General features: G+C 37.4%; 22 protein-coding genes. 11 read left to right on the top strand and 11 right to left on the bottom strand.

Annotated elements, in window-relative coordinates; all coding sequences use genetic code 11:
- Nucleotides 1–16 precede the first annotated feature (16 nt).
- Nucleotides 17–511, bottom strand: coding sequence for a hypothetical protein (locus EPA86_RS09875; RefSeq protein ID WP_140603280.1), 495 nt, complete (start codon nucleotides 509–511; stop codon nucleotides 17–19).
- Nucleotides 512–735: 224 nt separating this feature from the next.
- Between EPA86_RS09875 and EPA86_RS09870 the strand changes: the two genes are divergently transcribed.
- Entirely contained in the window at nucleotides 736–2,766 is a 2,031-nt protein-coding gene (locus EPA86_RS09870; RefSeq protein WP_140603279.1) for an NADPH-dependent 2,4-dienoyl-CoA reductase, read from the top strand.
- Nucleotides 2,767–2,860: 94 nt separating this feature from the next.
- Entirely contained in the window at nucleotides 2,861–4,180 is a 1,320-nt protein-coding gene (gene pssA, locus EPA86_RS09865) for a CDP-diacylglycerol--serine O-phosphatidyltransferase (RefSeq protein WP_140603278.1), read from the top strand.
- 69 nt (nucleotides 4,181–4,249) lie between these two features.
- On the opposite strand, the gene EPA86_RS09860 is transcribed toward pssA, so the two are convergent.
- On the bottom strand, nucleotides 4,250–6,007 hold the full coding sequence (locus tag EPA86_RS09860; RefSeq protein WP_211664926.1) for a BamA/TamA family outer membrane protein: 1,758 nt from the start codon (nucleotides 6,005–6,007) through the stop codon (nucleotides 4,250–4,252).
- A gap of 150 nt (nucleotides 6,008–6,157) precedes the next feature.
- The gene (locus EPA86_RS09855) at nucleotides 6,158–7,726 is read right to left on the bottom strand and encodes an amidohydrolase family protein (protein ID WP_140603277.1); all 1,569 of its coding nucleotides are present in this window, start codon (nucleotides 7,724–7,726) and stop codon (nucleotides 6,158–6,160) included.
- A 111-nt stretch (nucleotides 7,727–7,837) separates the two neighbouring features.
- Between EPA86_RS09855 and EPA86_RS09850 the strand changes: the two genes are divergently transcribed.
- Nucleotides 7,838–8,239 (top strand): acyl-CoA thioesterase, encoded by a 402-nt coding sequence (locus tag EPA86_RS09850; protein ID WP_140603276.1) that lies wholly within the window; start codon nucleotides 7,838–7,840, stop codon nucleotides 8,237–8,239.
- Nucleotides 8,240–8,504: 265 nt separating this feature from the next.
- Nucleotides 8,505–9,182, top strand: a complete 678-nt coding sequence (ssb, locus tag EPA86_RS09845; RefSeq protein ID WP_246058340.1) for a single-stranded DNA-binding protein — start codon at nucleotides 8,505–8,507, stop codon at nucleotides 9,180–9,182.
- A gap of 588 nt (nucleotides 9,183–9,770) precedes the next feature.
- On the opposite strand, the gene EPA86_RS09840 is transcribed toward ssb, so the two are convergent.
- On the bottom strand, nucleotides 9,771–10,553 hold the full coding sequence (locus EPA86_RS09840) for a metallophosphoesterase (protein ID WP_281284875.1): 783 nt from the start codon (nucleotides 10,551–10,553) through the stop codon (nucleotides 9,771–9,773).
- Nucleotides 10,554–10,627: 74 nt separating this feature from the next.
- Entirely contained in the window at nucleotides 10,628–10,861 is a 234-nt protein-coding gene (locus EPA86_RS09835; RefSeq protein ID WP_140603273.1) for a hypothetical protein, read from the bottom strand.
- A 191-nt stretch (nucleotides 10,862–11,052) separates the two neighbouring features.
- Between EPA86_RS09835 and EPA86_RS09830 the strand changes: the two genes are divergently transcribed.
- The 5 genes from EPA86_RS09830 (at nucleotide 11,053) to EPA86_RS09810 (ending at nucleotide 20,000) form a co-directional block, all read left to right on the top strand.
- Nucleotides 11,053–11,250 (top strand): hypothetical protein, encoded by a 198-nt coding sequence (locus EPA86_RS09830; protein WP_140603272.1) that lies wholly within the window; start codon nucleotides 11,053–11,055, stop codon nucleotides 11,248–11,250.
- Nucleotides 11,251–11,284: 34 nt separating this feature from the next.
- Nucleotides 11,285–11,806, top strand: coding sequence for a substrate-binding periplasmic protein (locus EPA86_RS09825; protein ID WP_140603271.1), 522 nt, complete (start codon nucleotides 11,285–11,287; stop codon nucleotides 11,804–11,806).
- A 588-nt stretch (nucleotides 11,807–12,394) separates the two neighbouring features.
- Nucleotides 12,395–13,519 carry an efflux RND transporter periplasmic adaptor subunit gene (locus tag EPA86_RS09820; protein ID WP_140603270.1) on the top strand — a complete coding sequence of 375 codons (1,125 nt, stop codon included), beginning with the start codon at nucleotides 12,395–12,397 and terminating at the stop codon, nucleotides 13,517–13,519.
- A gap of 126 nt (nucleotides 13,520–13,645) precedes the next feature.
- On the top strand, nucleotides 13,646–16,927 hold the full coding sequence (locus EPA86_RS09815; RefSeq protein WP_140603269.1) for an efflux RND transporter permease subunit: 3,282 nt from the start codon (nucleotides 13,646–13,648) through the stop codon (nucleotides 16,925–16,927).
- On the top strand, nucleotides 16,920–20,000 hold the full coding sequence (locus EPA86_RS09810) for an efflux RND transporter permease subunit (protein WP_140603268.1): 3,081 nt from the start codon (nucleotides 16,920–16,922) through the stop codon (nucleotides 19,998–20,000). The genes EPA86_RS09815 and EPA86_RS09810 overlap by 8 nt, the downstream gene beginning before the upstream one ends.
- Nucleotides 20,001–20,104: 104 nt before the next feature.
- On the opposite strand, the gene EPA86_RS09805 is transcribed toward EPA86_RS09810, so the two are convergent.
- The 6 genes from EPA86_RS09805 to aroQ form a co-directional block, all read right to left on the bottom strand.
- Nucleotides 20,105–20,293: a hypothetical protein gene (locus EPA86_RS09805; protein WP_140603267.1), complete on the bottom strand. Its 189-nt coding sequence runs from the start codon at nucleotides 20,291–20,293 to the stop codon at nucleotides 20,105–20,107.
- A 252-nt stretch (nucleotides 20,294–20,545) separates the two neighbouring features.
- Nucleotides 20,546–21,151: an outer membrane protein assembly factor BamE gene (locus EPA86_RS09800; RefSeq protein ID WP_140603266.1), complete on the bottom strand. Its 606-nt coding sequence runs from the start codon at nucleotides 21,149–21,151 to the stop codon at nucleotides 20,546–20,548.
- 125 nt (nucleotides 21,152–21,276) lie between these two features.
- Nucleotides 21,277–21,444: an oxidoreductase-like domain-containing protein gene (locus EPA86_RS09795; RefSeq protein WP_140603265.1), complete on the bottom strand. Its 168-nt coding sequence runs from the start codon at nucleotides 21,442–21,444 to the stop codon at nucleotides 21,277–21,279.
- Nucleotides 21,445–21,538: 94 nt separating this feature from the next.
- Complete coding sequence (gene accC, locus EPA86_RS09790; protein ID WP_140603264.1) at nucleotides 21,539–22,885, bottom strand: acetyl-CoA carboxylase biotin carboxylase subunit; 1,347 nt, start codon at nucleotides 22,883–22,885, stop codon at nucleotides 21,539–21,541.
- 23 nt (nucleotides 22,886–22,908) lie between these two features.
- Nucleotides 22,909–23,358: an acetyl-CoA carboxylase biotin carboxyl carrier protein gene (gene accB, locus EPA86_RS09785; protein WP_140603263.1), complete on the bottom strand. Its 450-nt coding sequence runs from the start codon at nucleotides 23,356–23,358 to the stop codon at nucleotides 22,909–22,911.
- Between the two features lie 116 nt (nucleotides 23,359–23,474).
- Nucleotides 23,475–23,933: a type II 3-dehydroquinate dehydratase gene (gene aroQ / locus EPA86_RS09780; RefSeq protein ID WP_140603425.1), complete on the bottom strand. Its 459-nt coding sequence runs from the start codon at nucleotides 23,931–23,933 to the stop codon at nucleotides 23,475–23,477.
- Between the two features lie 309 nt (nucleotides 23,934–24,242).
- Here aroQ and EPA86_RS09775 point away from each other — a divergent pair, with 309 nt between their 5' ends.
- Together EPA86_RS09775 and EPA86_RS09770 are read left to right on the top strand one after the other, a co-directional pair.
- Nucleotides 24,243–24,665, top strand: a complete 423-nt coding sequence (locus EPA86_RS09775; RefSeq protein ID WP_211664925.1) for a type 2 periplasmic-binding domain-containing protein — start codon at nucleotides 24,243–24,245, stop codon at nucleotides 24,663–24,665.
- On the top strand, nucleotides 24,643–25,929 hold the full coding sequence (locus EPA86_RS09770) for a TonB-dependent receptor (RefSeq protein WP_211664924.1): 1,287 nt from the start codon (nucleotides 24,643–24,645) through the stop codon (nucleotides 25,927–25,929). Before EPA86_RS09775 ends, EPA86_RS09770 begins: the two co-directional genes overlap by 23 nt.

Genomic DNA, 25,929 nt, shown 5'->3' with positions numbered 1-25,929 from the left:
TGTGGCGTAGAGGGTGCTAACTTATTTGGCTAATGTAATCGTCAAGTTGCTTGTTACCAAGTGCTAGATTGATATCATCTTCTACCGCTTTGCCCATAAGTGCCTCACCAAGTGGCGATTGCGGTGTGATTATTATGATGGTGAGGTTTTGTGTTTTAAAGCTAAAACCGCCTGCTGCGGGGCCTAAAAAGTACCATTTATTAAGCTGTTCATCTTCACTCAATTGAATCAAGGAGCCTAGAGTTACTTCTTCAATATGGCTGTGCTTTTCTAAAGACTTGGCCAGTGCTTTATAAGCAATAATTCCTTGCTGATATTCATAAGCTCTTTGTGACTGCCCATGAGCTAAATAGCTAGCTTCAATGGCTAATGTATCATACTGAGTTTCAGCAACACTTTGATCATCAGTTGCTGCTGCATGTGCTTCATTAGCTGCTGTCATGGCATGTTGCAACTCCTCTTCTAAATGCGTAATGATTTGGTCAATGTAAGCTGTTTTAATGTGCGTCATAAGAAAGCTAAGCTCAGAATTCGATAAAATGGTTTTTTTGTGTGTTTATAATTAGTGATTAATTTAATCAATAATGTGATCAAGCACTATAGTAAATTATGCCTTTTCTAGCAGTAAGTTTACATTGCTAATAATAATTCAATCTGACAGGTGTCAAAATTAGCTTGAAATTTAGTGAAATTAAGCTTAATTTATACTTACTGGTTAGACCAATGAGAGCAATTATGACAACATCACAGTACCCAAACTTATTAAAACCACTTGATTTGGGCTTTACTCAAATCGCCAATAGAACCCTGATGGGATCGATGCATACAGGGCTTGAGGAAGAAAAGGGTGGTTTTGCAAAACTAGCTGCTTTTTACCAAGCTCGAGCAAAAGGCGGGGTAGGCCTTATTGTAACTGGTGGTGTTAGTCCAAACCTTAGAGGCCGAATTGCGCCTTTTGGTAGTGAGTTAAGTCATTTCTGGCAAGTAAAAAAACATAAACAAGTAACAGAAGCGGTTCATAAATATCCAACTAAAATTTGTTTACAGTTATTGCATACAGGTCGTTATGCCTATCATCCCTTCAGTGTTGCACCGAGCAAAGTCAAGTCACCAATAACGCCGTTCACACCTCGCGCTATGTCGGTACGACAAATCAAAGGCACGATTAAAGATTACGCCAGCGCATCAAAACTTGCAGCAAAAGCAGGATATGACGGTGTAGAAATTATGGGTTCAGAAGGGTATTTAATCAATCAATTTGCTTGTACTCGCACTAATAAGAGAACAGACGAGTGGGGCGGTAGTATTGAAAATCGCATGCGCCTTGCTGTAGAAACGGTAAAGGCGGTTAGAGCAAAAGTGGGTGAAAAGTTTATTATAATTTTTCGTCTTTCCATGCTCGATTTAGTTGAAGGCGGTAACAGCTGGGAAGAAGTGGTTTCAATGGCTAAGGCAGTTGAACAAGCAGGTGCTACCATCATTAATACTGGTATAGGTTGGCATGAAGCAAGAGTGCCAACCATTGTAACGTCAGTACCACGTGCTGCTTTTACATGGATCACAGAGCGAATGAAGAAGGAAGTGTCTATTCCTTTAGTGACAACTAATAGGATCAACACTCCTGAGGTTGCTGAAGAAGTACTTGCTTCGGGCCATGCTGATATGGTGTCTATGGCGAGACCATTTTTAGCTGATGCTGATTTTGTGAATAAAGCAGCAGAAAACAAAGCGGATGAAATTAATACTTGTATTGGTTGTAACCAAGCCTGTTTAGATCATGTATTCATGCAAAAACGTGCTTCTTGTTTAGTGAATCCGATGGCATGTTATGAAACAGAATTAGTATTGAAAGACACTCCGCAATCAAAACGCTTAGCCGTTATTGGTGCGGGTCCTGCTGGATTAGCTTTTAGTGTCTATGCAACCGAACGCGGTCATAAAGTTGAACTATTTGATAAGCAAAGTGAAATAGGTGGTCAATTTAATGTTGCTAAGCAAATACCGGGCAAAGAAGAGTTTTATGAAACCTTACGTTACTTTAATAAAAAAATAGCATTACTTGATATTCCTCTTCATTTGAATAGTGAGCAAAGTGCTGAACAATTATTAGCGGCAGGCTTTGATGAAGTGATTTTAGCTACGGGAATTAAGCCAAGAAGATTGGATATTGAAGGCATAGATCATGAAAAAGTGAAAAGCTATTTACAAGTCTTGCGTGATAAAGAGCCTGTTGGTAGCAAAGTAGCCATTATTGGTGCTGGCGGTATTGGTTTTGATGTAGCAAGTTACTTGCTCGATGAAAAATCATTAACAAACGATCTAGATGCATGGTTAACAAATTGGGGAGTTGATAAGTCTTACCAAAATAACGGCGCGTTATTACCGTCAACAGCAGAGCCTCATAAAGCTAAGCGTGAGATTACTTTATTACAACGTAAAACCAGTAAAGTAGGTAAAGGGCTTGGTAAAACATCTGGTTGGGTGCATCGTGCTCACCTGATAAAAAATGGTGTCGCTATGATACCAGGCGCTACTTATAAAGCGATAAATGATGAAGGCTTAGTCATTGAAGTGAATGGTGAAGAACAATTAATCGATGTTGATAATGTCATTATTTGTGCAGGACAAGAGCCTAATCGTGATTTGCAAGAGCAACTTGTTGCAGGTGGCTTAAAAGTGCACCTAATTGGTGGGGCAAATGTTGCTGCTGAGTTGGATGCCAAGCGTGCTATTCGTCAAGCTGCGGAACTTGCATCTTCGATATAATAAGGATTTCAAGAGGATAACAAAAAGTCTGGTGCACCAGATATTTAATCTTGGTATACTCGTGATAATTGAAGATTTTATAAAATAAAGTGCAGTGAAAGAAATAGTCGTTACCGGCAATGATATTGAAGTTTACTCTTCGCCTAAACAATATAAAGAGCAGTTATTAGCGCTGATATCCGCTGCACGCCAGCGGATTTTCATCACAGCACTATATGTTCAAGATGATGAAGCAGGCAGAGAAATCTTGCATGCTTTATATGACGCTAAAGCAAAATATCCTGATTTAGATATTAAAGTTTTTGTTGATTTTCATCGAGGACAACGCGGTTTAATAGGCGAAAAAGAGAGCTTAGGTAATCGTTCACTTTATTTGAAATTAGCAGAGCAATATCAGCAGACTATTGATATTTATGGCGTTGCAGTAAAGCGCAAAGAATTGTTTGGTGTGCTGCATTTAAAAGGTATGGTCTTTGACGATATCTTGTTCTATACCGGCGCGAGCATCAACAATATCTACCTTCATCAAGGCGATCGTTATCGACTTGATAGATATGCAAGTATCAATAGCAAATCGTTAGCAGATAACTTTTGCCATTATTTAAGTGAAGTCTTTGTTAAACCAGGATATTCACCAAAGCTTAATCAAGCGAACTTGCCTAGTCCAGCAGAGCAAAAAAGAAATATTATCGCGTTAAAGTCACTGTTAAAGAGCAAGCAATATGCCGCCTTGGACGAAGGAAAATCTACTAGCTTAAAAGATAAAATGACCATAACGCCTCTGGTAGGTTATGGACGTCGTGGTAATAAGCTAAATCGCTCCATCCGTCAGTTAATTCAAAATGCACAAAATAGCATTACTATCTTTACGCCTTACTTCAATTTGCCACCAGTTTTAGCAAAAGATGTTGTTAAAGCATTAAAGCGAGGTGTTAGTATTTCGTTGATCGTCGGTGATAAAACGGCTAATGATTTCTATGTTGCAGAGCAAGATAAGTTTAGTACGATTTGTATTGTTCCTTATATTTATGAAATGTTGTTAAAACGCTTTTTGAAAAAATATCAAAAGTTTATTGATCAAGGCTTACTCAATGTTCATTTATGGAAGCACGAAGGCAATAGCTTTCACCTGAAAGGGCTCGTTATCGATGAACGTTTTCACATGCTAACAGGAAGTAATCTAAACCCTAGAGCATGGACTCTTGATTTAGAAAACGGTTTGTTGGTTGATGATCCGTCTAAGCACTTAATGCCGAAAGTGAATGATGAAATTCTAGGTATTTTAGTGCAGACTAATAAAATTAATAACTATGCTGATATTGAATCAGTACAGGATTACCCTGAAAAGCCGCAAAAATTACTCAATAAAATTCGCGTGACACAACTAGATAAAATATTGAAACGCTTTTTATAAATTTAGATCTAGCTATACTAATTAGATAGCTAGCTAATTTTTTATCCCGAGTTGAGGTTATATAGCGTACTAAAAAGATTTTTTTGCTTGAACCCTGATCTCAAAACTATTGATGTCAGGGTTTTTGCTTTGTGGAAAAGCAAAATCTAAATGTATAACTTGATGATTACCGCCAGAGTGTGGTGAATATAACCTCAAACCAAGACCCGCAGAACTGAGCCAATCTTTTTCAATATTCGCAACAGGAGAGCCACCGAAAGCTCTACCAGCATCTACAAAGGCAACGCCTGCTAAATCGAATAGTTTAAACAAGTTAATGTTAGGGTAATAGCGTATTTCAGAAGTAAGTTTTACGCTGTTTTTTCCGTGTTGGTATTGCAAAGGAAAACCCCGTAAACCGCTGTTTCCTCCCATAGTGACAGGTTTATCTAAATACTGGTTATCACTGATAAAGTTGATGTTGTTTAGGTAAAAGCCCCAACGGTTATTAAATCGATAAAAGTACTCGCTATTTAAACTCGCTAATATACGGTTACTTCTGTCTTTATAAATATCACCAGCAAAGGCTAAATTGAGCAGTAATAAACTTTTAGCATTGATATTGAAGCCTTTTTTAATTTGCATTTTCCATAATGACCAAGCAGAGTTTTCTTTATTACCGTTACCTATGCCTAATTGAGCATTAAATTGCCAGCCATGATTAAAGTCTTCAATTTGAGAAATAAGGTGAACATTAGTTAATTTACGAAAATCTTTTTCTATATATTCCAAACCAAACCAAGGATATAAAAACTTTCTGTCGTAAGGCAGTTGCGTTGTTTGCACTGAAGTTTCTTGATTACTGGGAAGCCTTGCGTCATAAAACTCATGTTCGTCTTGGGTAAAACCCAAGCGATAACGCAATAAGTTTGTTGGTGTATTAAAATTCAACCATGCATAACTTAACGTTTTATAATTAATCTCGTGGGCGAAAATACTTTGTTCACTGCCGTTTTGAAAGATCGTATCATCGCGTGAGTCATCATTAAAGCCGACACGATAGGCATAAGGAATATGAAAAGCAGCAAATCGCTTTTGTAGAAAAAATGATTTTTGTTCGCCATCATCATTGTCAGAAAATCTCAGTTTTATATCAGTATTTTGTTTTTGAAAAAGCGGGATCGTGCTGACAATTTTATAACCTTTTCGCTGAGCATTTTTATATGATTCAATTTCAGCATCAATACCCAAACCGAGTAAGTTTCGCTCTTTAATACCAAAACTATAAGTATTAACCCCCCCTTTACGACCAAAGCTAATGGTAGGCATTAATGACCAATTATCCCAAGTGGTGACGGTAATGTTTTCACCATCTTCATCGCTACTAACCTTAGCATCTCGAATATATTTTCTGCTTCTAAGGTGACGTTCTAACTCGGCCATATCGGCGAATGTTTTAGTACACTTATTAAGAAAAAAAGCGGCTTCATTTTCTAATGTCATCACTTTAGTGTCGATATGAATCGCATTAGCCCAGCGATGTAAGAAAATAATACCGTCTTCAGATTCATCAAATATGGTTTGTGGCTTAAAAATGACCTTTGCCTGTTCCGAATTACACTTTTCATGGCTAATGATGGCATTATTTGGGTTAGTTGGGTGAATGCTAGAGACAGAAGTATGAGTATTTGATGTTACTGGGGTTGTCGCCGTTTGTGCCTGTGCATTATTTATCGCACAAGTAAGATAAAGGATTGGCAGAGCAGAAAAAACAATAGTATTTAGCCATGCTTTTCTATGAATAATGAGTTTAGGCTCTGTTGTTATTTTTGTTATGAACTTTGACAAGAAGACAGCGTACCTTTAAAAATCATAAGTTAAAGGGAATTGGCTGGTTATATCAGCGCAAGTTAAACTAAGAGTTAATTCATTCTTACCTTAACTATAGCGCTAACTTATAAATATTGTTGAGTTTTTAGTTATTTTTTCTTAAAAAAACTATTCATTTTTTGCACTAGCTTTAGCTGCTTTTACTAGAGCTCTTACTTGAGATAACAATGCTTTAGCATCGTAAACGATACCATCTTTAATGGTGTAATTTACGCCTCCTGCTCTAATCGGTTTGTTGTCATCACTTAAACGAAAATGACCCGTACCATAAAGCACTTTAAAGTTACGTAATGGATTTTCATTTACTATGACTAAATCAGCTTTTTTTCCTACTATAATTGAACCAATATCTTTATCCATTCCTAACGCTTGAGCGCCATTAATGGTTGCTGCTTGGATGACCTCTAAAGCGTTAAAACCTGCTTCTCTAAGTAGTTCCAGCTCGCGAATATAGCTAAAACCATAAATCTTAAATATGTAGCCGGAATCAGAGCCAACAGTAACGCGCCCACCATTATTTTTATAATCATTCACAAAACTCATCCATTGTTGATAATTCTTTTTCCACGCGATTTCATCATCTGTGGTAAAATCAAACCAATAAGAGCCATGAGCATAGCGATTTGGTTGAAAAAAGTTCCAAAGTGTTGGTAAGGTGTAGTCTTTATGCCAATCAGCATTCATATCCCGCATTAAATCGCGACTCGCTTCATATATGGTAAAGGTTGGGTCTAAAGTGAAGTCTAAAGCGAGTAATTCATCTCGAACGGCTAACCATTTTTCACTGCCTTCTTTTGCAGCTTGTTGCCAAAGTCTTCCTGCCTCACCGAACCTGTCTTGTTCATTATTGTAGTTATAATCAGGCGAATAGTTTTGAATGTGCTGATGTTCAAAAAGTGCTTCAGGTAGACCATACCAATGCTCCATTGTAGTTAAACCAAGTCTTGCTGAATCAACCACATTCATATTGGTAACTTCTAGCTGGGCATGATGCATCATGCTTCCTAATCCTTGTTTTTTAGCCTCAGTTAACGCTGCTGTCATTATTTCTGGTGTTGCGCCAAAAAACTTAATCCCTTTAGCGCCTTGCTTGGTAATCGATTTTACCCATTGCTTCGCTTTTTTAGGAGTATTAATAGGGGCATCTTCACCTAGTCCAAACATAAAGTAAGGAACAATGCGTGGAGCAGCAATGGTATTTTTTTCACTACGTTTAACATGATCAACTACCCATTCTGCCCCATTAAAACTACCTGGCTCTCTGATGGTGGTAATGCCGTGAGCTAACCAAAGTTTAAATACATATTCAGCAGGTATATTAGGGGCACTACCACCAATATGTGCATGCATATCAATAAAGCCAGGCAAAATATATTGGCCTTCTACATTCATTTCTACATCGCCCTTGCGAGCTACAGGGCGATATTTGCTTTTTATTGGCACCCCTGGGTTACCGACACTGACCATTTTTACTATGCGATCATTTTCTATTACGATATCCATCGGCCCTCTTGCTGGAGCTCCTTCTCCACTGACAACAATACCACCTCTTAGTATTAAGCGTTTATATGGACCTTCACCAACACTTCTCTCTGGTGCTATTGAATCTGCAAAAGCAATTGAGGCTGTTGAAAAACAGAGTAATATAATGAAAATGAAGTGAATAAATTTTGTCATAGTGCACCAGAGCAAATAGATAAGTTAATTTAAGATACTATACCTTCATGTGTTTTGGTATATGATGCTTAACTTGTTTATAAGTATGTGAAAAAGAGTAGGTGAAAACTTATGTTTAGTGAGAATATAACGCCACGTTTTAGTGATACTGATGCTTTAGGGCATATTAATAACACGAGAGTGGCAACTTGGTTTGAAGGTGGTAGAGAAGGGATCTTTCGATTTTTCACACCTGATCTAGATCCTAAAAAGTGGCAGTTAATTATTGCTAAAGTAGAAATTTCTTATTTAGGGCAATTATACTTTGGTCAGCCTATAGAAATGCGTACTTTTATTAAGCGTATTGGTGGTGCTTCGTTTGAAGTATATCAAGAACTTTGGCAGCATAATGAAAAATGCGTTACAGGTATTGCGACCATGGTTAACTTTGATTACCAAGCTCAAGCTTCGAAGAAAATTTCAGATGAAATCAGAACGAAATTACAAACACATTTGATAGCAGAGCAAGAATAGTTTCATTTTAAATAATACGCTAAAAGTTAAAAGAATAGGCTAAATTGAATAGAATCAATTAACTAAAATAGAAGTTGTTTTTCTTCTGTATAGCTTTTCAATATTAAGATAAGTTGAAGAACAAAATAATTCACGATTTAATTAAAAATCTCTCGAAAATTATTCCTTCTCACTATAGAATTGTCCTCTTAACTAAATTTTTTCAAAAGTGATTTTATTGTGTACAGCGCGATAAAATTCTATGCACATTCAATAGGAAATTTTCATGGCAGGTGTAAATAAAGTAATTCTTGTAGGTAACTTAGGCAAAGATCCTGAGGTACGTTTTATGCCAAATGGTGGCGCAGTAGCTAACCTTACTATTGCAACGTCTGATTCGTGGAAAGATAAGCAAACAGGTGAGCAAAAAGAGAAAACTGAATGGCACCGTGTTGCAATGTTTGGCAAGTTGGCTGAAATTGCGGGTGAATACCTTAAAAAGGGCTCAAAAGTTTATATTGAAGGCCAATTACAAACGCGTAAATGGCAAAATCAGCAAGGCCAAGATCAATATACAACAGAAGTGGTAGTTCAAGGTTTTAATGGTACCATGCAAATGCTAGATGGTCGTGGTCAATCAGGCGGCCAACAGCCAGGTGGTTTCCAGCAACCAGCACCTCAACAAGGTGGCTTCCAACAGCAAGCACCACAACAAGGTGGTTTTAACCAAAGCCAACAACAAGCGGCACCTCAACAAGGTTATAATAAACCGCAACAAGGCGGCTTTAACCAAGGCCAACAGCAAGCTGCACCACAACAAGGTTATAATAAACCACAACAAGGTGGCGGTTTTGCTAACCAAGGTCAACAACAAGGTGGCTTTGCTCCACAACAGCAGCAACAAGCACCAAAAGTAAACCCACAAGAACCATCAATTGATTTTGATGATGATATCCCGTTCTGAGACCTCGTAGAAATGTAACGCACTTAGAATGATATCAGTGTTACTAAAACTTATGAAACCCGCTTAGTCAGCGGGTTTTTTAATATCCATATTTATGAAAAATGTGAATTTTGAATGTATTATGCATTACTATTGTTTGCTATTTGGCATGAGTAGCCATGATGAGGGGGTTGCTTAGATACCAATCTAGCCCACTGATATCTCTTATTAAACTTGGAGTTATTTATAAGGGCATTTGAAGCGTCAATTAGTTCAGTTTGTTTTATAATATTACTTTGTGTTAACTGCCAATGTTTGTACATAACATAAAGCATAGCTACATGGCTTTCTCCTAAAAGCTCCACGTAATTTAGGCCACAATAGGCCAATATTATAGGAAGGCTCTTATATTCCTCGCAAGGTAAAGGCAGACTTTTAAATAAAATGATTAACTCTGGAGATATTCGACAGTCTTCTGCTGAAATTATTGGTAACTTCATTTGTTGACGGTCTTGGCTTTTTAGGGACATTTTTTAACCTTTAATTATAAGTTACATGTTGTTGAATATAAGACTGCTCTATAAATTTATTTTTATTGCGAGGCTAAATTTAAAGAAGTTGAATTTTTTGACCATTAAGAAGGCCTCGATAAAATTTATCACCTTCAATTAGCAGTATTTCACCGTTGTTTCCGTATTTAATACTTGAATCGATTGCAATAACTTTATCTTTGTATCTGGTTTCAATTTGCTCTTGAGATGTATGGCCTACGATGAATTTAGATACATTAAAATGAGCAATTAACTTTGCAAAACCTATTGGCTGCTCTTCGTTAAAGTAGCCTCGGTACCAAATTGGTCCATCAATGCCATGTAAATACTCTGCAATATTTTTATCGACTTCACTTAGTGATTTTTCAGAAAGATACAGACGAAAAAGTTGGTTAATGTCCGCTAGGGAAAGAGACTTGTCTACAAGTTCAGGATGCAATCCACCATGCAGAAAAACCATATCATTTAATTTAAGAACGACATTCTTACTTCGCAACCAGGTGCCTAATATTGATGTTGGTGCATATAACTCTGTCATGCTTTGATTTAATAACTTTTCAACGTGAAGATATTTATCACTTAAATACCTTAGGTCATTGGTAAGCACCATTACCTCGTGATTGCCCAGAAGAAGGTGTAATTTCCCTCCTGATAACTCTGCTTGTTGCTCTAGTTCAAACAAAAACCACAATATTTCTGTCACATTATCGCCACGATCAAAGATATCTCCCGTAATGACTAAATGACCGTCGTTAAATATCCAGTTGCCCGTTTTATCTGTAATAGCGTGTTTAGCTAATAGAGTTTTAAAAATATCAATTTGACCATGAATATCACTTATCGCTGCTATTTTTGCTTTGGTTAGCTCAACTGAATGTGGCGGAATAACCGAGAGGTTTTTGGGGATATTAGCTTTTAAACCGCACTCATTAAACTGCGTTCTAGGGATGAGGATTTTATATCTCGTTGATTAATCTTTCCATTGCAAAGCCAAACAAAATTTAAAGAGTCGCTATTGTTAACATAACGAACATATGGGCCATCGGTAATATTGTCTATTTGTTTTGCAGTAACTTTATCTATGTTAAGTGCTGTAGCTAAACTTAACAACGTTACATAACTAATACATTCTAATAAGGTGATCTTCATGTGCTCCAATACCTAGCAAGAATAAAATCTTTTCATATAGTCTATGATTAGTTAGAGCGTCTCAATATTGCTTTCGCAAATATCAGCTTTAGTAGGCTTTCATCAGGTTAAGTCAGTTACCTATGATGTTTTCAAATGCGAGGGTATATATAATGATATGTTCGTAATTGGCACTTTATTAGGCGAGCTGTATGCGTTTACTGTCGGTTTATTTTTCTGTTGTCTTTAGCTACATTTTTTTAGTGCCAAATGTCTTTTCACAAGAGGTTGCAGAGATAGTAACAGAGCACTTTCCACCCTATCAAATTCAGAGCAGTGATGGGGTTGAGGGAGTATCAATTGATATAGTAAAAAAATTAAATCGACGGCTTAATATAGAAAAAAATTAATGTATATCCGTGGGCTAGAGCATATAAATTAGCAATGTCTAAGCCAAATACACTAATTTTCAGTATGACATACACGAAAGAAAGAGAATCTCTATTTCAATGGGTTGGTTTGATTCCATTGGAAGATGAAATTAGCTTTTGGACCCTTAATAGCGGAAAAAAACGACCTCCTTTAAACTGGGTAAATGTTCAGGGTTTGACTTCTGCTATTCCGAGGCAAGATTCAAACTTGCCTTTGTTGTTAACTAAAGGGCTTGAAATTAACTCAAACTTATATCTTGTGAACAGCTTTGCACAAGCGATTGATATGTTGGTAAAGGAGCGTGTGGACTACATTGTTGCTGGTAAAACCTCCTTGCGTTATCAAATTATTACCTTAGGGTATTGCCTTGATAAATTTACTGTTGAATCCGCAGGAATTATAAATAAGCAGCAATTGGGGTTTGCATTTAATCTACAAAGTGAAAAAGCCCTTGTTGAAAAGTACAGGAATGCTTTTAGAGCAATGGAAATAGACGGCTCGTTAAATGACATTATGACTAAGTGGCTATATTGATAGCATTCCCCATTGCGGCAATATTTCTGCCACTACAATGATATTGTCCAAAAGTCCCCTGATATTTTTTTCTCTCTTACCGAAATAAAGCCATAGGGCCTAGCATGAATCCTATAATTGAGCATTTACTTGGTTTAGTAAGCATTTTGGCAAAAAATAAAAGATGTAAAAATTATTAAAATAGTCTGTCACTTAAGTTGCATGATGTCTTAATGGCTTTTGAAGAGAAATTTTCAGATAGATTGAGTTGAGAAGCACTTTATTCAATTTATTAGAATACAGAAACATTTAACATTTATATTAATTTTTATGTGGTAATAGCGTTGAGTGAAAATGACTATTATATGCGAAGCCTCGTATTTACGAGGCTTTTTTATGCGTCAAATTTATTTGTAAAGCTATGAAATAAGGACTTTATTAAGACTTGTTACTATTTGACTAAATTGACCACACTATTAGTCAATTTCACTAATTTATCATCAGGTAATTTTATGTAAGGTTATGTAATTTGTTGTTACATATAGAAAATAACCTGTTGGCATACCCTGTGCTATTTTAAAAGCATCAAAATAAATATGGAAATAACTAATGCTTACTTTATCAAAAAAATTATTACTAGTGACTGCTATGAGCGCCACAGTCTTGTTATCAGCTTGTTCTGAACCAAAAGCGAAAGAAGATGAAACAGTAAAAGAAGAATTTGCTATACCTGTGATGGTAGCCAATATCGAGCGTAATGACATATCATCAAATTTTCATACGACAGCAACCTTAGAGTCACGTAATGAAGCAGATATTATTACTCGTGTAACCGGAATTATTGAAGAGTTAACCATCGAAGAAGGTGATTTTGTTGAGAAAGGGCAAGTATTAGCTCGAATTGATCCTCGTCGTTATGAGTTGGCATTAGCTAAAGCTGATGCTGAGTTAGCTGGCATCAATCAAGAGTTACAACGTTTATCTTTGATGGCTGAAAAACAATTGGTAAGTGCTCAAGCGTCTGATAAGTTGAAATATCAACACCAAGGCGCGGTAGCGGCTAGAGAGTTAGCAGCGTTAGATTTAAAAGATAGCCAAATTGTTGCACCAATTTCAGGTTATATTTCTAAGCGATTTGTAAAAGCTGGTCATTTTACTCAAGGCTATCAGAAACTTTTTCATATCGTTGATCAATCAAGTTTACAAGCGGTTGTTTATTTACCTGAACATCAATTGAGTCATGTGAAATTACAACAACGCGCCTTGCTAAGTTTTAGTGCCCGTCAAGGCAAACAGTTTATGGCTGAAGTTCGTTCTATTTCACCGGTTATTGATAGCCGAAGCGGCACTTTTAAAGTCATTTTATCATTAGACAATAGCAGCTTGGAATTAAAGCCAGGTATGTTTGCACAAATAGCCTTAACGTTTGATACCCATGAAAATACTTTAACGATTCCAAGTGATGCCATTATCACGCTAGATAACCAAAGCAAGGTGTACTTAGTTAAAGATAATAAAGCGGTTGAAGTTGTGATTGAAAAAGGCTTTGTACAAGAACAAATAACAGAAATAAGCGGTGAATTACAAGAAGGTGATATTGTCGTTGTTAATGGTCAGCATAATCTAAAAGCCGATGCGTTAGTAGAAGTGCTAAATGGTAAATCAGAAGAAGGTTCTCTATCTGATGAAGTTGTAAAAGAGAGTGATACTGCAATTGCCAAGGCAGGTAAGTAAAGGATTAGCCATGATTAACTTATTTGATGCCTTATTCTTTTCCGTGGCAAAACACCCCGTCATTGCGGTTGCCATTACTTTTTTGACGCTGCTATGTGCGAGTGTTAATACTATTGGAGCACTTTCATGAGTATTGTTGATGTTGCTATAAAACGTCCTGTAACGGTGTGGATGTTTACTTTTGCTGTCATGCTATTTGGTTTGGTTGGCTTATCACGTCTTGCTGTAAACTTATTGCCTGAGCTGTCTTATCCAACCTTAACCGTGAGAACCAATTATACCGGTGCAGCGCCAGCAGAGGTTGAACAATTAATCACTAAACCCATTGAAGAAGCCGTTGGCGTTGTTAAAGGGTTAAGAAAGATAAGTTCTGTATCGAAAGCAGGTCAATCTGATGTTTTACTTGAGTTTGAGTGGGACGTCGCTATGGATATCACCAGCTTAGAAGTGAGAGAAAAACTAGATTTAATACGTTTACCTCTTGATGTGCAAAAGCCACTGATTCTCAAGTTTAATCCGTCTTTAGATCCCATTGTTCGTTTAGGTTTACAAACCAAAGATAATTCGGTGTCTGGCCTAACTAAACTAAGAACTTTTGCTGAGTATGATGTGAAGCGCCAACTAGAATCGTTACTAGGTGTTGCTTCAGTTAAACTAGGCGGTGGTTTAGAGCAAGAGTACCAAGTAATAATTGACCAACACAAATTAGCGCAGTTAAACCTGAGTAGTCAGGAAATCATTAATCGCATTAATGCAGAAAATATTAATGTCTCTGCAGGAAAATTAATTGAAGGTAATACGCAATATCTTGTACGCACTTTGAATCAATTTACCGATATCAGTCAAATTGGTGAGTTGGTGGTTTATCGTGAGAATGATCAAATCATTATGTTGAATGATATTGCTACTATTGTGGATGGTTATAAAGAGCGTACCGATGTAACACGTATTAATGCAATTGAAGCGGTAGAATTGGCTATTTATAAAGAAGGTGATGCCAATACAGTACAAGTGGCGCAGCTTATTAAACGAAAATTAAATAGCATTAATAAACTGCTAGGCGATAAGTATGAGTTAACGGTTGTTTATGATCAATCGACTTTTATTAGTAATGCAATTAGTGAAGTGAAGTCTGCTGCAATTATTGGTGGCTTACTTGCTATGGTTATTTTGTATTTATTCTTACGTTCAATTACGCCAACCTTGATTATTTCTCTATCGATTCCTGTATCAGTTATTGCGACATTTAATATGATGTATGGCAATGGTATTAGCTTAAATATTATGTCTCTTGGTGGTATTGCATTGGCTACAGGCTTGCTCGTGGATAATGCGATTGTCGTACTAGAGAATATTGCGCGATACAAAGAGCAAGGCTGTAGTGTTATCGAAGCTGCTAGAAAAGGAACTAAAGAGGTAAGTGGTGCCATTATTGCCTCAACACTTACGACGTTAGCGGTTTTTGTACCATTGATTTTCGTTGAAGGTGTTGCAGGACAGTTATTTGCAGACCAAGCTATGACTGTTGCTTTTGCATTAATTGCTTCTTTGTTTGTCGCGTTAACCTTAATTCCTATGTTGGCATCACGACAAATGAAGTCGGCTGAAGATATTCCCGCCTCAGAAGCTAGCTCAAAATCTGCTTCATTTAAACAGTTAGTCTGGCATAAAAAAATAATTTTCATATTGGGTTTACCATTTAAGTTGTTATTTACTTGGCTGCCTATGTTGATAAGTCGTATTGTCTTATTAGTGTTTCATGGGGTTAATAAAGTCGCTTCTATTATCATGAAACCAATTACTGCGGGTTTTAATTACTTATTTGAGCAATTAGCTAAGGTATACGCGAAATCATTGTCACTATCTCTTAAGCATAGCGTTACGACATTATTTATTAGTCTTCTATTTGCTGGTTCTGCATTAGTTATTTTGCCAAGAATTGGCGTTGAGTTATTACCACCGCTTGCGCAAGGTGAGTTTTATGTGGAATTAGAGTTAGCACCAGGTACACCGTTAGCTGTTACTGATCGCACTATTAATCAAGTCGCTGAATACTTACAAAAAGATGATAGGGTAAAAAGTAGTTACTCATTAACTGGTCGTGGTAGTTTGATGACCAGTAGTGCTGATAAAGGTGGTGAGCACCAAGCACGCTTGCAAGTAATGCTTCATAATAGCGAAGATGAGCAACAAGTGATGGATGATATTCGACAATTCACTCGTAAGCTTGTAGGTGCAACAACACAGTTAAATCAACCTGAGCTGTTCACCTTTAGTAAGCCTATTAGTATTGAGCTTGCGAGCTATGATCTTGATTTGCTATCTACATACAGTAAGCAATTAACACAAAAAATGGAAAGTTCTCCGGTGTTTGTTGATGTGGCAAATAGTCAGCGTGAAGGTCAGCCTGAATTAGCTATTCATTTCAATCAGCAAAAAATCGCCCAGTTAGGATTAAACGCCCCCGATATTGCACGCTTGCTAGCGGTGAAAGTTGGCGGAAATATTGCCAGTAAATACACTTTGCTCGATAGGAAAATTGATATTTTAGTGCGCAGTGATGAAAAACAGCGTGATTCGGTTAAAGATTTACGAGAGCTTGTGGTGAATCCAAATAGTGATTTTCCTATTACCTTAGACAGCATTAGTGACATAGTGGAAACTGTAGGGCCTGCTCAAATAAACCGTATTAATCAGCAACGTGTTGCCGTGATCAGTGCCAATATTGCAGTAGGAGATCAAAACAGTGCTGTCGCTCATGCCAGTCAGTTAATTGAGCAATTAAAATTACCTTTGTCAGTTGTACCAACGTTTGGTGGCCAAAGTGAAGAGATGCAACAGTCGTTTAACTCGATGATCATGGCGTTAACCTTGGCGGTATTTTTAGTTTACTTAGTGATGGCTTCACAATTTGAATCACTATTACAGCCATTGTTAATTTTATTTAGCGTACCGCTTGCCGGTGTTGGATCCATATATGGTTTGTACCTATTTGGCAGCAATATTAGCGTAATAGTGTTTATTGGTTTAATTATGTTGGCAGGTATAGTGGTGAATAACGCCATTGTATTGGTCGACAGAATTAATCAATTAAGAGCGCAGGGCAAGGATAAAGTTGAAGCTATTAAGCAAGCGGCCCAATCACGATTAAGACCTATTATTATGACAACACTCACAACCGCACTAGGTTTATTACCCATGGCGCTAGGCGTGGGTGAGGGGGCTGAATTAAGAACGCCAATGGCGATTACAGTGATCAGTGGTTTATTGTGTTCAACTTTCTTGACCTTAATCATTTTACCAGCCCTGTATCAATTGTTTGATCATAAGCGTTTTAATGAGGAATCTAACAAGCAAAATGTAACGTCAACTCAGGTTAAATCGTTAACGGAGCCTCAAAATGTCTAAAAGCCGTTTAAACCTAACTGCACTGGCTATTAGAAAGCCAGTGACGACCATGATGCTTTGCTTGACTATGTTGTTAATGGGCGTTGCAGCAAGCCAATTACTACCGCTAGAGAAGTGGCCGGGCATTGATATTCCCGAAATGATGATTAGTGCGCCTTATCAAGCTTCAACCCCCGCTGAAGTTGAGCGATTAGTGACAAAACCATTGGAGGAAGCGCTGGCGACTATGGGCGGTATTCAGCGCCTTAATTCACGTTCAACAGAACACGGCAGTGAAATTGGTATTGAGGTTGAGTGGGAAAGCAGCTTAACCGGCAAGGCTATTGAAGCACGTGAAAAAATTGATGCTGTTCGTCACTTGTTACCAGAAGATTTACAGCGTGTTTTTGTTTATCAGTTTTCAACGGCTGATATGCCAATACTTACATTACGTATCTCAAGTGAACGTGAGTTAAAGAATAGTTTTCAGTTACTAAACAATTATTTGAAAAAGCCACTTGAGCGATTAACCGGTGTATCTAAAGTAGAGCTGTACGGTGTTGATCAAAGGCAAATTTCAATTCGCTTACTAAGTGATCGTATGGCAAGTCATGGTGTTGATGTTCGCCAATTAACCCAAACATTACAGGCTCATAATTTTACTATTAATGCTGGTTCTTTAAAGTCGGCAACCAATACCATACGTATCAGCCCGAAAGGTGAATTCACTAACTTAAATGATATTAATGCGCTAATGGTAAAAGATAATGTCTATTTAGGCGATGTCGCTAGTGTTCAATTTGAGCAACCGGAGAGACAAGATGGCAGACATTTAGATAGAAGTTATGCTATCGGCGTGAATGTATTTAAAGAGTCCAGCGCTAATTTGGTTGAAGTTGCAGGTCGAGTGGTTAAGCTCGTTGATGAAATTTCACAAAGTCCACAATTTAGCGGTATCAACATATTTATGATGGAAGACCAAGCTAAAGGAGTTACTGATTCATTGTCAGACCTACTAATGGCTGGCGCAATAGGGGCGGCATTGTCATTTATCGTGCTTTATCTTTTTGTTCGTAATACCACAGCGACATTGCTCGTTGTCGCTTCAGTACCTTTCTCTATTTGTATCACTTTAGCGGTGATGTTCTTTTTAGATTATTCTCTAAACATATTATCTATGATGGGCTTATTACTTGCTGTAGGTATGTTAGTTGATAATTCTGTTGTGATTACCGAATCTATAGCGGCGCAACATAAAGCCACACCAGCTAAGGATAAAGCAGGAAAAATAAGCAATATTCTATTAGGGGTAGATAAAGTATCACTTGCCGTGATGACAGGTACGTTAACGACAATGATTGTTTTTATGCCAAATATTATCGGCGAAAAAGTTCAATTAACGGTATTTTTAGAGCATGTTGCTATTGCGATATGCATTTCATTAGCGGCGTCTTTATTGATTGCTAAAACCTTACTGCCTTTATTACTAAGTAAAATATCATTAGATAATATCGGTGCTAAACAAGTTGATAATAAACCGTCAAAAGCAAGTCAAAAATATAAACGTAGCTTAACTTGGGTATTAGCGCATCCAAAAATTACAGGCTTTGTCGCACTATTAATATTGGCAAGTACAGCAATACCTATGGGCGTTATTACTTCAGACAACAATGACAATCAAGACGGTACTCGCTTGTTTATGCGCTATCATGTTGAAGGGCAATTTCCGCTGGAACATGTTGAGGCAATGGTTGATCGTATGGAAGAGTATTTATACGCTAATCAAGAAGAATTTTATATTGAGTCTGTATATAGCTATTACAATGGTGAACGCGCATCGTCGACATTATTATTAAAAGAAGATCGTGATATTTCAATGAATACCTTGAAAGAACGTATCCGAAAAAATATGCCAGTTTTTGCGGAAGCAAAGCCTGACTTTGGTTGGCAAAGTGCTAAATCTGGTGGGGTTAGTTTAACGTTATTAGGCCCATCAACTGAAATGTTGATGACGCTTTCAGAGCAAATTGTACCTGTACTATCTCATGTTGAGGGCCTGGCTGATGTTAAGAGTGATATCTCACAACATCAAAAAGAAATGGTGATTGTAATTGATCGATTTAAAGCCAATCAATTAGGTTTAGATTCAAGCCAAGTCGCGCAAATTGTGGGTACAGCATTAAGAGGCCTGCAACTACGCAGCTTTAGACATGATCCTAATGGTGAAGTGAATATTCGCTTACTTTACGATGAGCGTTTGAAGTATTCATTAAACCAGCTGAAAAAATTACCAATCACCCAAATAGATGGACAAGATATTAGTTTAGAAAGTGTCGCGAACTTTAAAGCACAACCTAGATTAGCCACTATTTATCGGGAAGAGCGTCATACAGCACTTACTATAGGTGCAAATTTAAATGAAATAACAATGGAGCAAGCTAAAGAGCGCATTGAACAAGCCATGGCTACGTTAAACTTACCTTCAGGTTACTCTTGGAAGTTAGGTCGTGGCTTTAACCGTCAGCAGCAAGAGCAGAATATTATGATGGTGAACATGCTGTTAGCGCTGGCAATGATATATATTGTTATGGCTGCCCTATTTGAGTCATTATTGCTGCCTGCAGCGATCATTAGCTCAATTATCTATTCTATTGTTGGTGTATTTTGGTTCTTTTTAATCACGGGCACCAACATGTCTGTGATGGGCATGATAGGAATTTTAATACTCATGGGCATCGTGGTGAATAATGGGATAGTATTGATTGATCAAATTAATCAAATGTCGCCTAAACTTGAACAGTTAGAGTCGGTTATTGCTGATATTTGTGTCACTAGACTTCGTCCAGTATTGATGACGGTAGCGACTACAGTGTTAGGCATGGTGCCATTAGCGTTAGGCTCTACGCAAATAGGGGGGGATGGTCCGTCATACTCACCACTAGCGATTGCCATTATTGGTGGTTTAACTTTTTCAACGATCACCAGCTTATTTTTGGTGCCGTGGTGCTATCTAATGTTTACTCGTTTAGCTAATCGTTCGAGTATTGGATTTGCCAAAGCGAATGGCTTTGCAAAACGTATTGCTAAAGTTTAATAACTCAAATTAATTAAAAGTTAATTAAAAGTTATTTAAAAGTTAGAAGAGGCAGTTTCTATGAACTGTCTCTTCTTTTGCTTAAAAGATTAGATTTTCAGAAACTACATGCCTCTTATGGAAATGTAGGGGCTAATATTAATAGCACCTTCTTCATTGATGGTTGCTATTTTATTGTCAAGCTTGAGTATGGCTAGGTTCTTATTATTGATAGTTCGTACATAGGATAATATATAACCAAACTGGCCAAGACTACACACCGAGAATTGTTGGCTTAAATTCAGTTTTCCCATAGTGAATCTTGTGTGCTATCGCCTCTTCTTTGCTCTATAACATTGTTAAATCGTTGAGTCGGTATTGATTGAGTAAACATATGCATTACCTCACTATTTATTGGTAAGGTAATAGTAGCGTTAAGTTTTAGCTATAACTGTTGTGAATTGTAGGTGAGCTGTAATTAATTGTAGTATTAAAATTAACCGCCAGTACGAATAAAGCCAGTATATGTAATAATACTGGCTTTATGAAAACGAGAAGGATGACGTTTATTTCACGATTTCTTTTACTTTGCCATTTTCATCAAATTCTATAATGTTTCTAGCCCACTTGTTAATCCAGTAAGTCCAGCTGTTGCCTTCTAGATCAGGAGTAGCGTGAATAGGTGGTCTACCCATTGCGAGTAAAATCCCTTCTTTACTCATACCGACTAATGGCTTGCCTTTCTTAATACCGTCTTGATCAAGTTGACTTAATTGCTTCACTTTAGCTTTCGCTTCATCACATGATTCGCTAAAGAACAAGTTAAAGTTCTCTGCTAATGATTGACCTGCAGAACGGGTGTATTTATCCCAATCGTAATAATAGTCCATCCCTTTATAAGTTAATTCAATGCGCTTTGTTGCTATATCTTGAATAATAAACTCACTACAAATTGGTAACACTCGAGGTAGTTGATAATTCATCGCGTATAGACGGTTTTTTGGAGAATCTGGGTGAAGGTTAACAATAGAGTAAACTTTTGCTCCTTCAGAAAATCCAGGGTAGTTTGTTGCTAAATCAGCACTTGATTCTGCGGTTGAACCACAACCAGTAAGGGCTGATGATGTGATCACAAGTGATGAAGCTATTAGCGTATTTTTAAGGGCTTTCATATTGTTTTCCTTGTCCTTTTCCATGAGTTTTAATCGGTTAGTCAATATTGCTGGTTTATTTTGCCAGATTATTTAATAAAGGCAAATGTGGGCAAGGATTAGGTTTCACTCATTTATTTATTTATTTATTTATTGTTGTTTTTATCTGCTTGCTCTTCTTTTAATTTAGCTTGCTCTATCCGCCATTTTTGAAGTTCGGCGTAATAATGATCCCAAACACATGGATTACACGCACCACCGCCACAGCAATCATCATCTTCTGGTTGCGTAGGTTTTTCCTTTAAATCCGACATAACTATTCTTCTATTTTAAGGGCCAAATATAATAAAAAAGCTCTGCCAAGGCAGAGCTTTTTAGATAGCTATTATGATAATAATTTACCAAAAACTATTCAAGTTCAGCTAATTTATGCTCTAAGTAGTGGATGTTAGCACCACCATTAACAAAGCCTTGATCATTTAAGATGTCTTGATGCAAGGTAATGTTAGTTTTAATACCGTCAATAACTAACTCAGATAACGCATTTCTCATTCTAGCTATTGCTACGTCACGATTATCACCCCAAGTAATTAGTTTACCAATCATTGAGTCATAGTGAGGTGGTACAGAATAATCTGCGTAAATATGAGAGTCCCAACGAACACCTAAGCCACCTGGTGGGTGGAAACGTGTGATTTTACCCGGAGAAGGTATAAAAGTACGAGGATCTTCAGCATTAATACGACATTCGATTGAGTGACCTGAAATTTTAATATCATCCTGTGTACAAGATAATGGTAGTCCAGCAGCAACACGTAGTTGCTCCTTGATTAAGTCGATACCTGTAATCATCTCTGTCACAGGGTGCTCTACCTGAATACGGGTATTCATTTCAATGAAGTAAAACTCACCGTTTTCATATAAGAACTCGAATGTACCTGCGCCCCGATAGTTAATTTCAATACAGGCGTTACAACAACGCTCACCAATTTTAGCACGCATTTCAGGGGTAATACCTGGTGCTGGAGCTTCTTCAACTACTTTTTGGTGGCGACGTTGCATAGAACAATCACGCTCACCCAAATGAATTGCGCCGCCTTGACCGTCTGCGACAATTTGAATCTCAACGTGGCGAGGGTTTTCAAGGAATTTCTCCATGTAAACCATTTCATTTTTGAAGAATGCTCCTGCTTCTTTTTTAGTCAGGTTGATTGAATCAATCAATTCCTCTTCATTGCGAACAACACGCATACCACGGCCACCGCCGCCGCCGGCAGCTTTTACAATAACCGGGTAACCGATACGTTTAGCATGTGCCTTATTAACTTCTTCGTCATCTGTTAATGGGCCATCAGAGCCAGGAACACACGGTACGCCAGCTGATTTCATTGCTTGAATAGCAGCAACTTTATCACCCATAATTCTAATGCTTTCAGCTTTAGGACCAATAAAGGCAAATCCAGACTGTTCAACTTGCTCAGCAAAATCTGCATTTTCAGCTAAAAAGCCATAGCCTGGATGAATAGCAACCGCATTAGTAACTTCTGCAGCAGTAATTATTGAAGGAATGTTTAAGTAACTTTCCATTGCAGGTGCTTTACCAATACAGATAGTTTCATCTGCTAATAACACGTGCTTAAGATTTTTATCAGCTGTTGAATGTACAGCAACTGTTTTAATACCTAGCTCTTTACATGCACGTAATATTCTTAGTGCAATTTCGCCACGGTTGGCGATAACAACTTTATCTAACATGGAATGACCCTTTTAGGTTGGGCTTATTCAATGATGAATAGCGGTTGGTCAAATTCAATAGCATCTTCGTTTTGCACAAGAATTTCTTTGATAACGCCAGATTTATCAGCTTCAATTTGGTTCATCATTTTCATTGCTTCAACAATACAAAGCGTGTCACCAGCATTAACATGTTGGCCTGCTTCAACAAAAGCAGGTGCATCAGGAGAAGCTGACGCGTAGAAAGTTCCAACCATAGGTGAACGAACAATATGGCCAGAAAGCGCAGGAGCTGCTGCTTCCGCTGGAGCCGCTGCTACTGGCGCTGCAACAGGAGCCGCTGCTACTGGTGCTGCTTGTACAACTGGTGCTGTAGCAACTACTGAGCCGCCGCGGCTGATACGTACAGACTCTTCACCTTCTGATATTTCTAATTCGTTAATGCCTGATTCTTCAACTAACTCAATAAGTTTTTTTATTTTACGAATATCCATTTGAACACCTTTGTTTCAATAATACTTGATTTAATAGTAAGTTAGTCTAAAAAGACTAACTGTAATAATTTGTTTCGTTTGGCGTAGTTCATATGAAATGGAAAAACGCCCTTAGACTAATTAGCCTGTTTGCTTAATAAATACTGCTTTGCGGCTTCTAAGGCAAAAAAGTAGCCTTGAGAACCTAAGCCACAGATAACTCCTTCAGCGATGTCAGATAAGAAAGAATGTTTTCTAAACTCTTCTCTGGCATGTACATTGGAAAAATGCACTTCTATAAAAGGTATTGATACTGCTAGCAACGCATCTCTTAACGCAATACTTGTATGTGTAAATGCCGCAGGGTTAATGATAATAAAGTCGACATTTTCATGACCTTGATGAATACGATCTATCAGCTGATATTCTGCGTTAGATTGTAAATGCTCAAGTTGCATTTCAAATTGTTGTGCTTTTTTTGTTAATAACTCGACAATATCATTCAATGACTCTGTGCCATAGATTGCTGGTTCACGTTTGCCTAACATATTTAAGTTTGGGCCATTTAACACTAAAACTTTAAATTTTGCTGTCATTTGTTGTAAAAATACGTCTAAAGTTGCGATATCGCCAATACTTACATAAATCATGAAGGCTGTGAACAATAAACTGAGTTTTTCTCAATTTTTTTAATATTGGCGATTATTATAGTGTTTTCGAAGAATTTAGCAGCAAAATACTGGTCTAATCTCTTTAAGTGGATGATTTGTGGCATTAATGGAATTTATTGACTACAATGAGTTCTAGGCTTTCGATGTGTTATTTGATTGATTTTAAAGATTATTTGGTCGGCATATTAAGTGGGTTTGCTTTCTTACAAGGATCGTACTATCAAAAAACTAATTTTGTTAAGTTTTCTTATTATAGGAATACCTATCGCTTCTTCAGCATATGCTGTTGAAGTTATTGCGCATATTTCTGTAAAAGACTCTACTCTCTCAACTTCTCAGTTAAAGCGTATCTATACGATGCGGCAATTACGTTGGTCTGATAACAGTACTATTAAAGTCTTTGTACTGCCAAGTCAGCATGAATTACATCAACGTTTCTCCAAAGAAAGGCTGCAAGTCTTTCCTTATCAGCTAAATCGAATTTGGCATAAGTTGACATACTCAGGGCTCGGAGTTGCACCAACCATAGTGAAAACTCCTGAAGCTCTGTTTAATGCAATCAAGTCAACACCTGGGGCTATAGGTTACATAGATACGCCTAGCCAAGATAACAACCTTGACGAAGGAGCCGTAAATGTTATCAAAATTGAAAACTAGTGCCGCTATAATTCAAGGTGCTTTCCTTCTTGTGTTATTGACCTTGATGTCAATGCCGCTATATGCCCAAGAAAGTACGAAACCTAAAGAAAATACAGTCGACCTAGAAGCGTCAAATAATCAAGAGTTTTTTGATACTGATAATTTGCAGTTACATGGTTTTGTTGCTTTAGGTGTAATCGATGTTAATGGTAGTGACTTTGTCAATGACGATGGCTCATTATCAACAGAATTAACAGAAGTTGGCTTAAACGCCTCTTGGCAATTAAGTTCACAGTTTAGGTTGGCCGGACAAGTTGTCTATTTAGATGGTGGCAATCGCTATGAAAAAGGTGTTCGTGTTGACTATGCTTTAATTGATTGGTCAGCTATTGCTACAGAAAATTGGCAACTCAATATATATGCAGGGCGTTCTAAGAATAACCATTGGTTATATTCAAGTACAAGAACAGTACCTTTTGCTCGCCCTAGTATTATACTTCCTCAATCTGTGTATTTTGATGGCTTTAGAGATATAGCCGTTGGCCATGATGGCGCAGGAGTAAAATTAAGTCACAGTAATGATGATTACGGTAATTTTGACTTTAACTTAACTTATGGGCGTTCACCAATCTCAGATGAGCAAGCTATGAACTTACTTAGTGAGTTTGCAACAGGCAATGCAAAGCAAGAATTTGATTTACAAACGAGCTTTTATTGGCAGCCTGCCTTCTCGCAATGGCGATTTGGCTTATCATTACTTGATTCTGATTTTACCTATCAAAGCGCTAAGCCCGAAAAGCCAGATGCTTTCTTTGATGCTGAATTTTCATTTCAATTTTATACTTTAAATGCTTTGTATGAGGGGGAATTTTGGGAATTTAGTGGTGAGGTTTATCAGTCGAGATTTAAAACTACAGGTTTTTACTTTCCGCAATTTCATAGTGACAATATAGCGCAGGGCTATTATTTTCAAACCCGCTATAAAATTACTTCAGATTTAACCTTTTTAGCTCGCTACGAAGATTTCTACCTAAATAAAGAAGATAAAGATGGGAAGAAATTAGAAGAAGAAAGTATGGGATTGATTCCAGCATATTTTGGTTATCATAAAGATACAACGCTAGGCTTGACCTATGACTTTACCAGTAACTTGAGTTTAAGATTGGAGTATCACTGGGTACATGGTGCAGGGCGTCTAACACCTGTTGTAGTGCCTAATCCAAGAATAAATGACTCTGAAGATTGGCAGTTATGGGCCGCTCAACTAATGTATTGGTTCTAA

It is taken from the genome of Litorilituus lipolyticus (assembly GCF_006439335.1).
Classification (GTDB): domain Bacteria; phylum Pseudomonadota; class Gammaproteobacteria; order Enterobacterales; family Alteromonadaceae; genus Colwellia; species Colwellia lipolytica.
Note: the sequence above shows the minus strand (reverse complement) of the source record. Positions and strands in the feature narration are given on the sequence as shown.

What these genes read in the sequence shown, in the direction of transcription:
- EPA86_RS09875 (WP_140603280.1), bottom strand. Translation starts at nt 511, where the DNA reads ATGACGCACATTAAAACAGCTTACATTGACCAAATCATTACGCATTTA.
- EPA86_RS09870 (WP_140603279.1), top strand. Translation starts at nt 736, where the DNA reads ATGACAACATCACAGTACCCAAACTTATTAAAACCACTTGATTTGGGC.
- EPA86_RS09855 (WP_140603277.1), bottom strand. Translation starts at nt 7,726, where the DNA reads ATGACAAAATTTATTCACTTCATTTTCATTATATTACTCTGTTTTTCA.
- EPA86_RS09850 (WP_140603276.1), top strand. Translation starts at nt 7,838, where the DNA reads ATGTTTAGTGAGAATATAACGCCACGTTTTAGTGATACTGATGCTTTA.
- ssb (WP_246058340.1), top strand. Translation starts at nt 8,505, where the DNA reads ATGGCAGGTGTAAATAAAGTAATTCTTGTAGGTAACTTAGGCAAAGAT.
- EPA86_RS09835 (WP_140603273.1), bottom strand. Translation starts at nt 10,861, where the DNA reads ATGAAGATCACCTTATTAGAATGTATTAGTTATGTAACGTTGTTAAGT.
- EPA86_RS09830 (WP_140603272.1), top strand. Translation starts at nt 11,053, where the DNA reads ATGCGTTTACTGTCGGTTTATTTTTCTGTTGTCTTTAGCTACATTTTT.
- EPA86_RS09825 (WP_140603271.1), top strand. Translation starts at nt 11,285, where the DNA reads ATGTCTAAGCCAAATACACTAATTTTCAGTATGACATACACGAAAGAA.
- EPA86_RS09820 (WP_140603270.1), top strand. Translation starts at nt 12,395, where the DNA reads ATGCTTACTTTATCAAAAAAATTATTACTAGTGACTGCTATGAGCGCC.
- EPA86_RS09815 (WP_140603269.1), top strand. Translation starts at nt 13,646, where the DNA reads ATGAGTATTGTTGATGTTGCTATAAAACGTCCTGTAACGGTGTGGATG.
- EPA86_RS09810 (WP_140603268.1), top strand. Translation starts at nt 16,920, where the DNA reads ATGTCTAAAAGCCGTTTAAACCTAACTGCACTGGCTATTAGAAAGCCA.
- EPA86_RS09805 (WP_140603267.1), bottom strand. Translation starts at nt 20,293, where the DNA reads ATGGGAAAACTGAATTTAAGCCAACAATTCTCGGTGTGTAGTCTTGGC.
- EPA86_RS09800 (WP_140603266.1), bottom strand. Translation starts at nt 21,151, where the DNA reads ATGAAAGCCCTTAAAAATACGCTAATAGCTTCATCACTTGTGATCACA.
- EPA86_RS09795 (WP_140603265.1), bottom strand. Translation starts at nt 21,444, where the DNA reads ATGTCGGATTTAAAGGAAAAACCTACGCAACCAGAAGATGATGATTGC.
- accC (WP_140603264.1), bottom strand. Translation starts at nt 22,885, where the DNA reads ATGTTAGATAAAGTTGTTATCGCCAACCGTGGCGAAATTGCACTAAGA.
- accB (WP_140603263.1), bottom strand. Translation starts at nt 23,358, where the DNA reads ATGGATATTCGTAAAATAAAAAAACTTATTGAGTTAGTTGAAGAATCA.
- aroQ (WP_140603425.1), bottom strand. Translation starts at nt 23,933, where the DNA reads ATGACAGCAAAATTTAAAGTTTTAGTGTTAAATGGCCCAAACTTAAAT.
- EPA86_RS09770 (WP_211664924.1), top strand. Translation starts at nt 24,643, where the DNA reads ATGTTATCAAAATTGAAAACTAGTGCCGCTATAATTCAAGGTGCTTTC.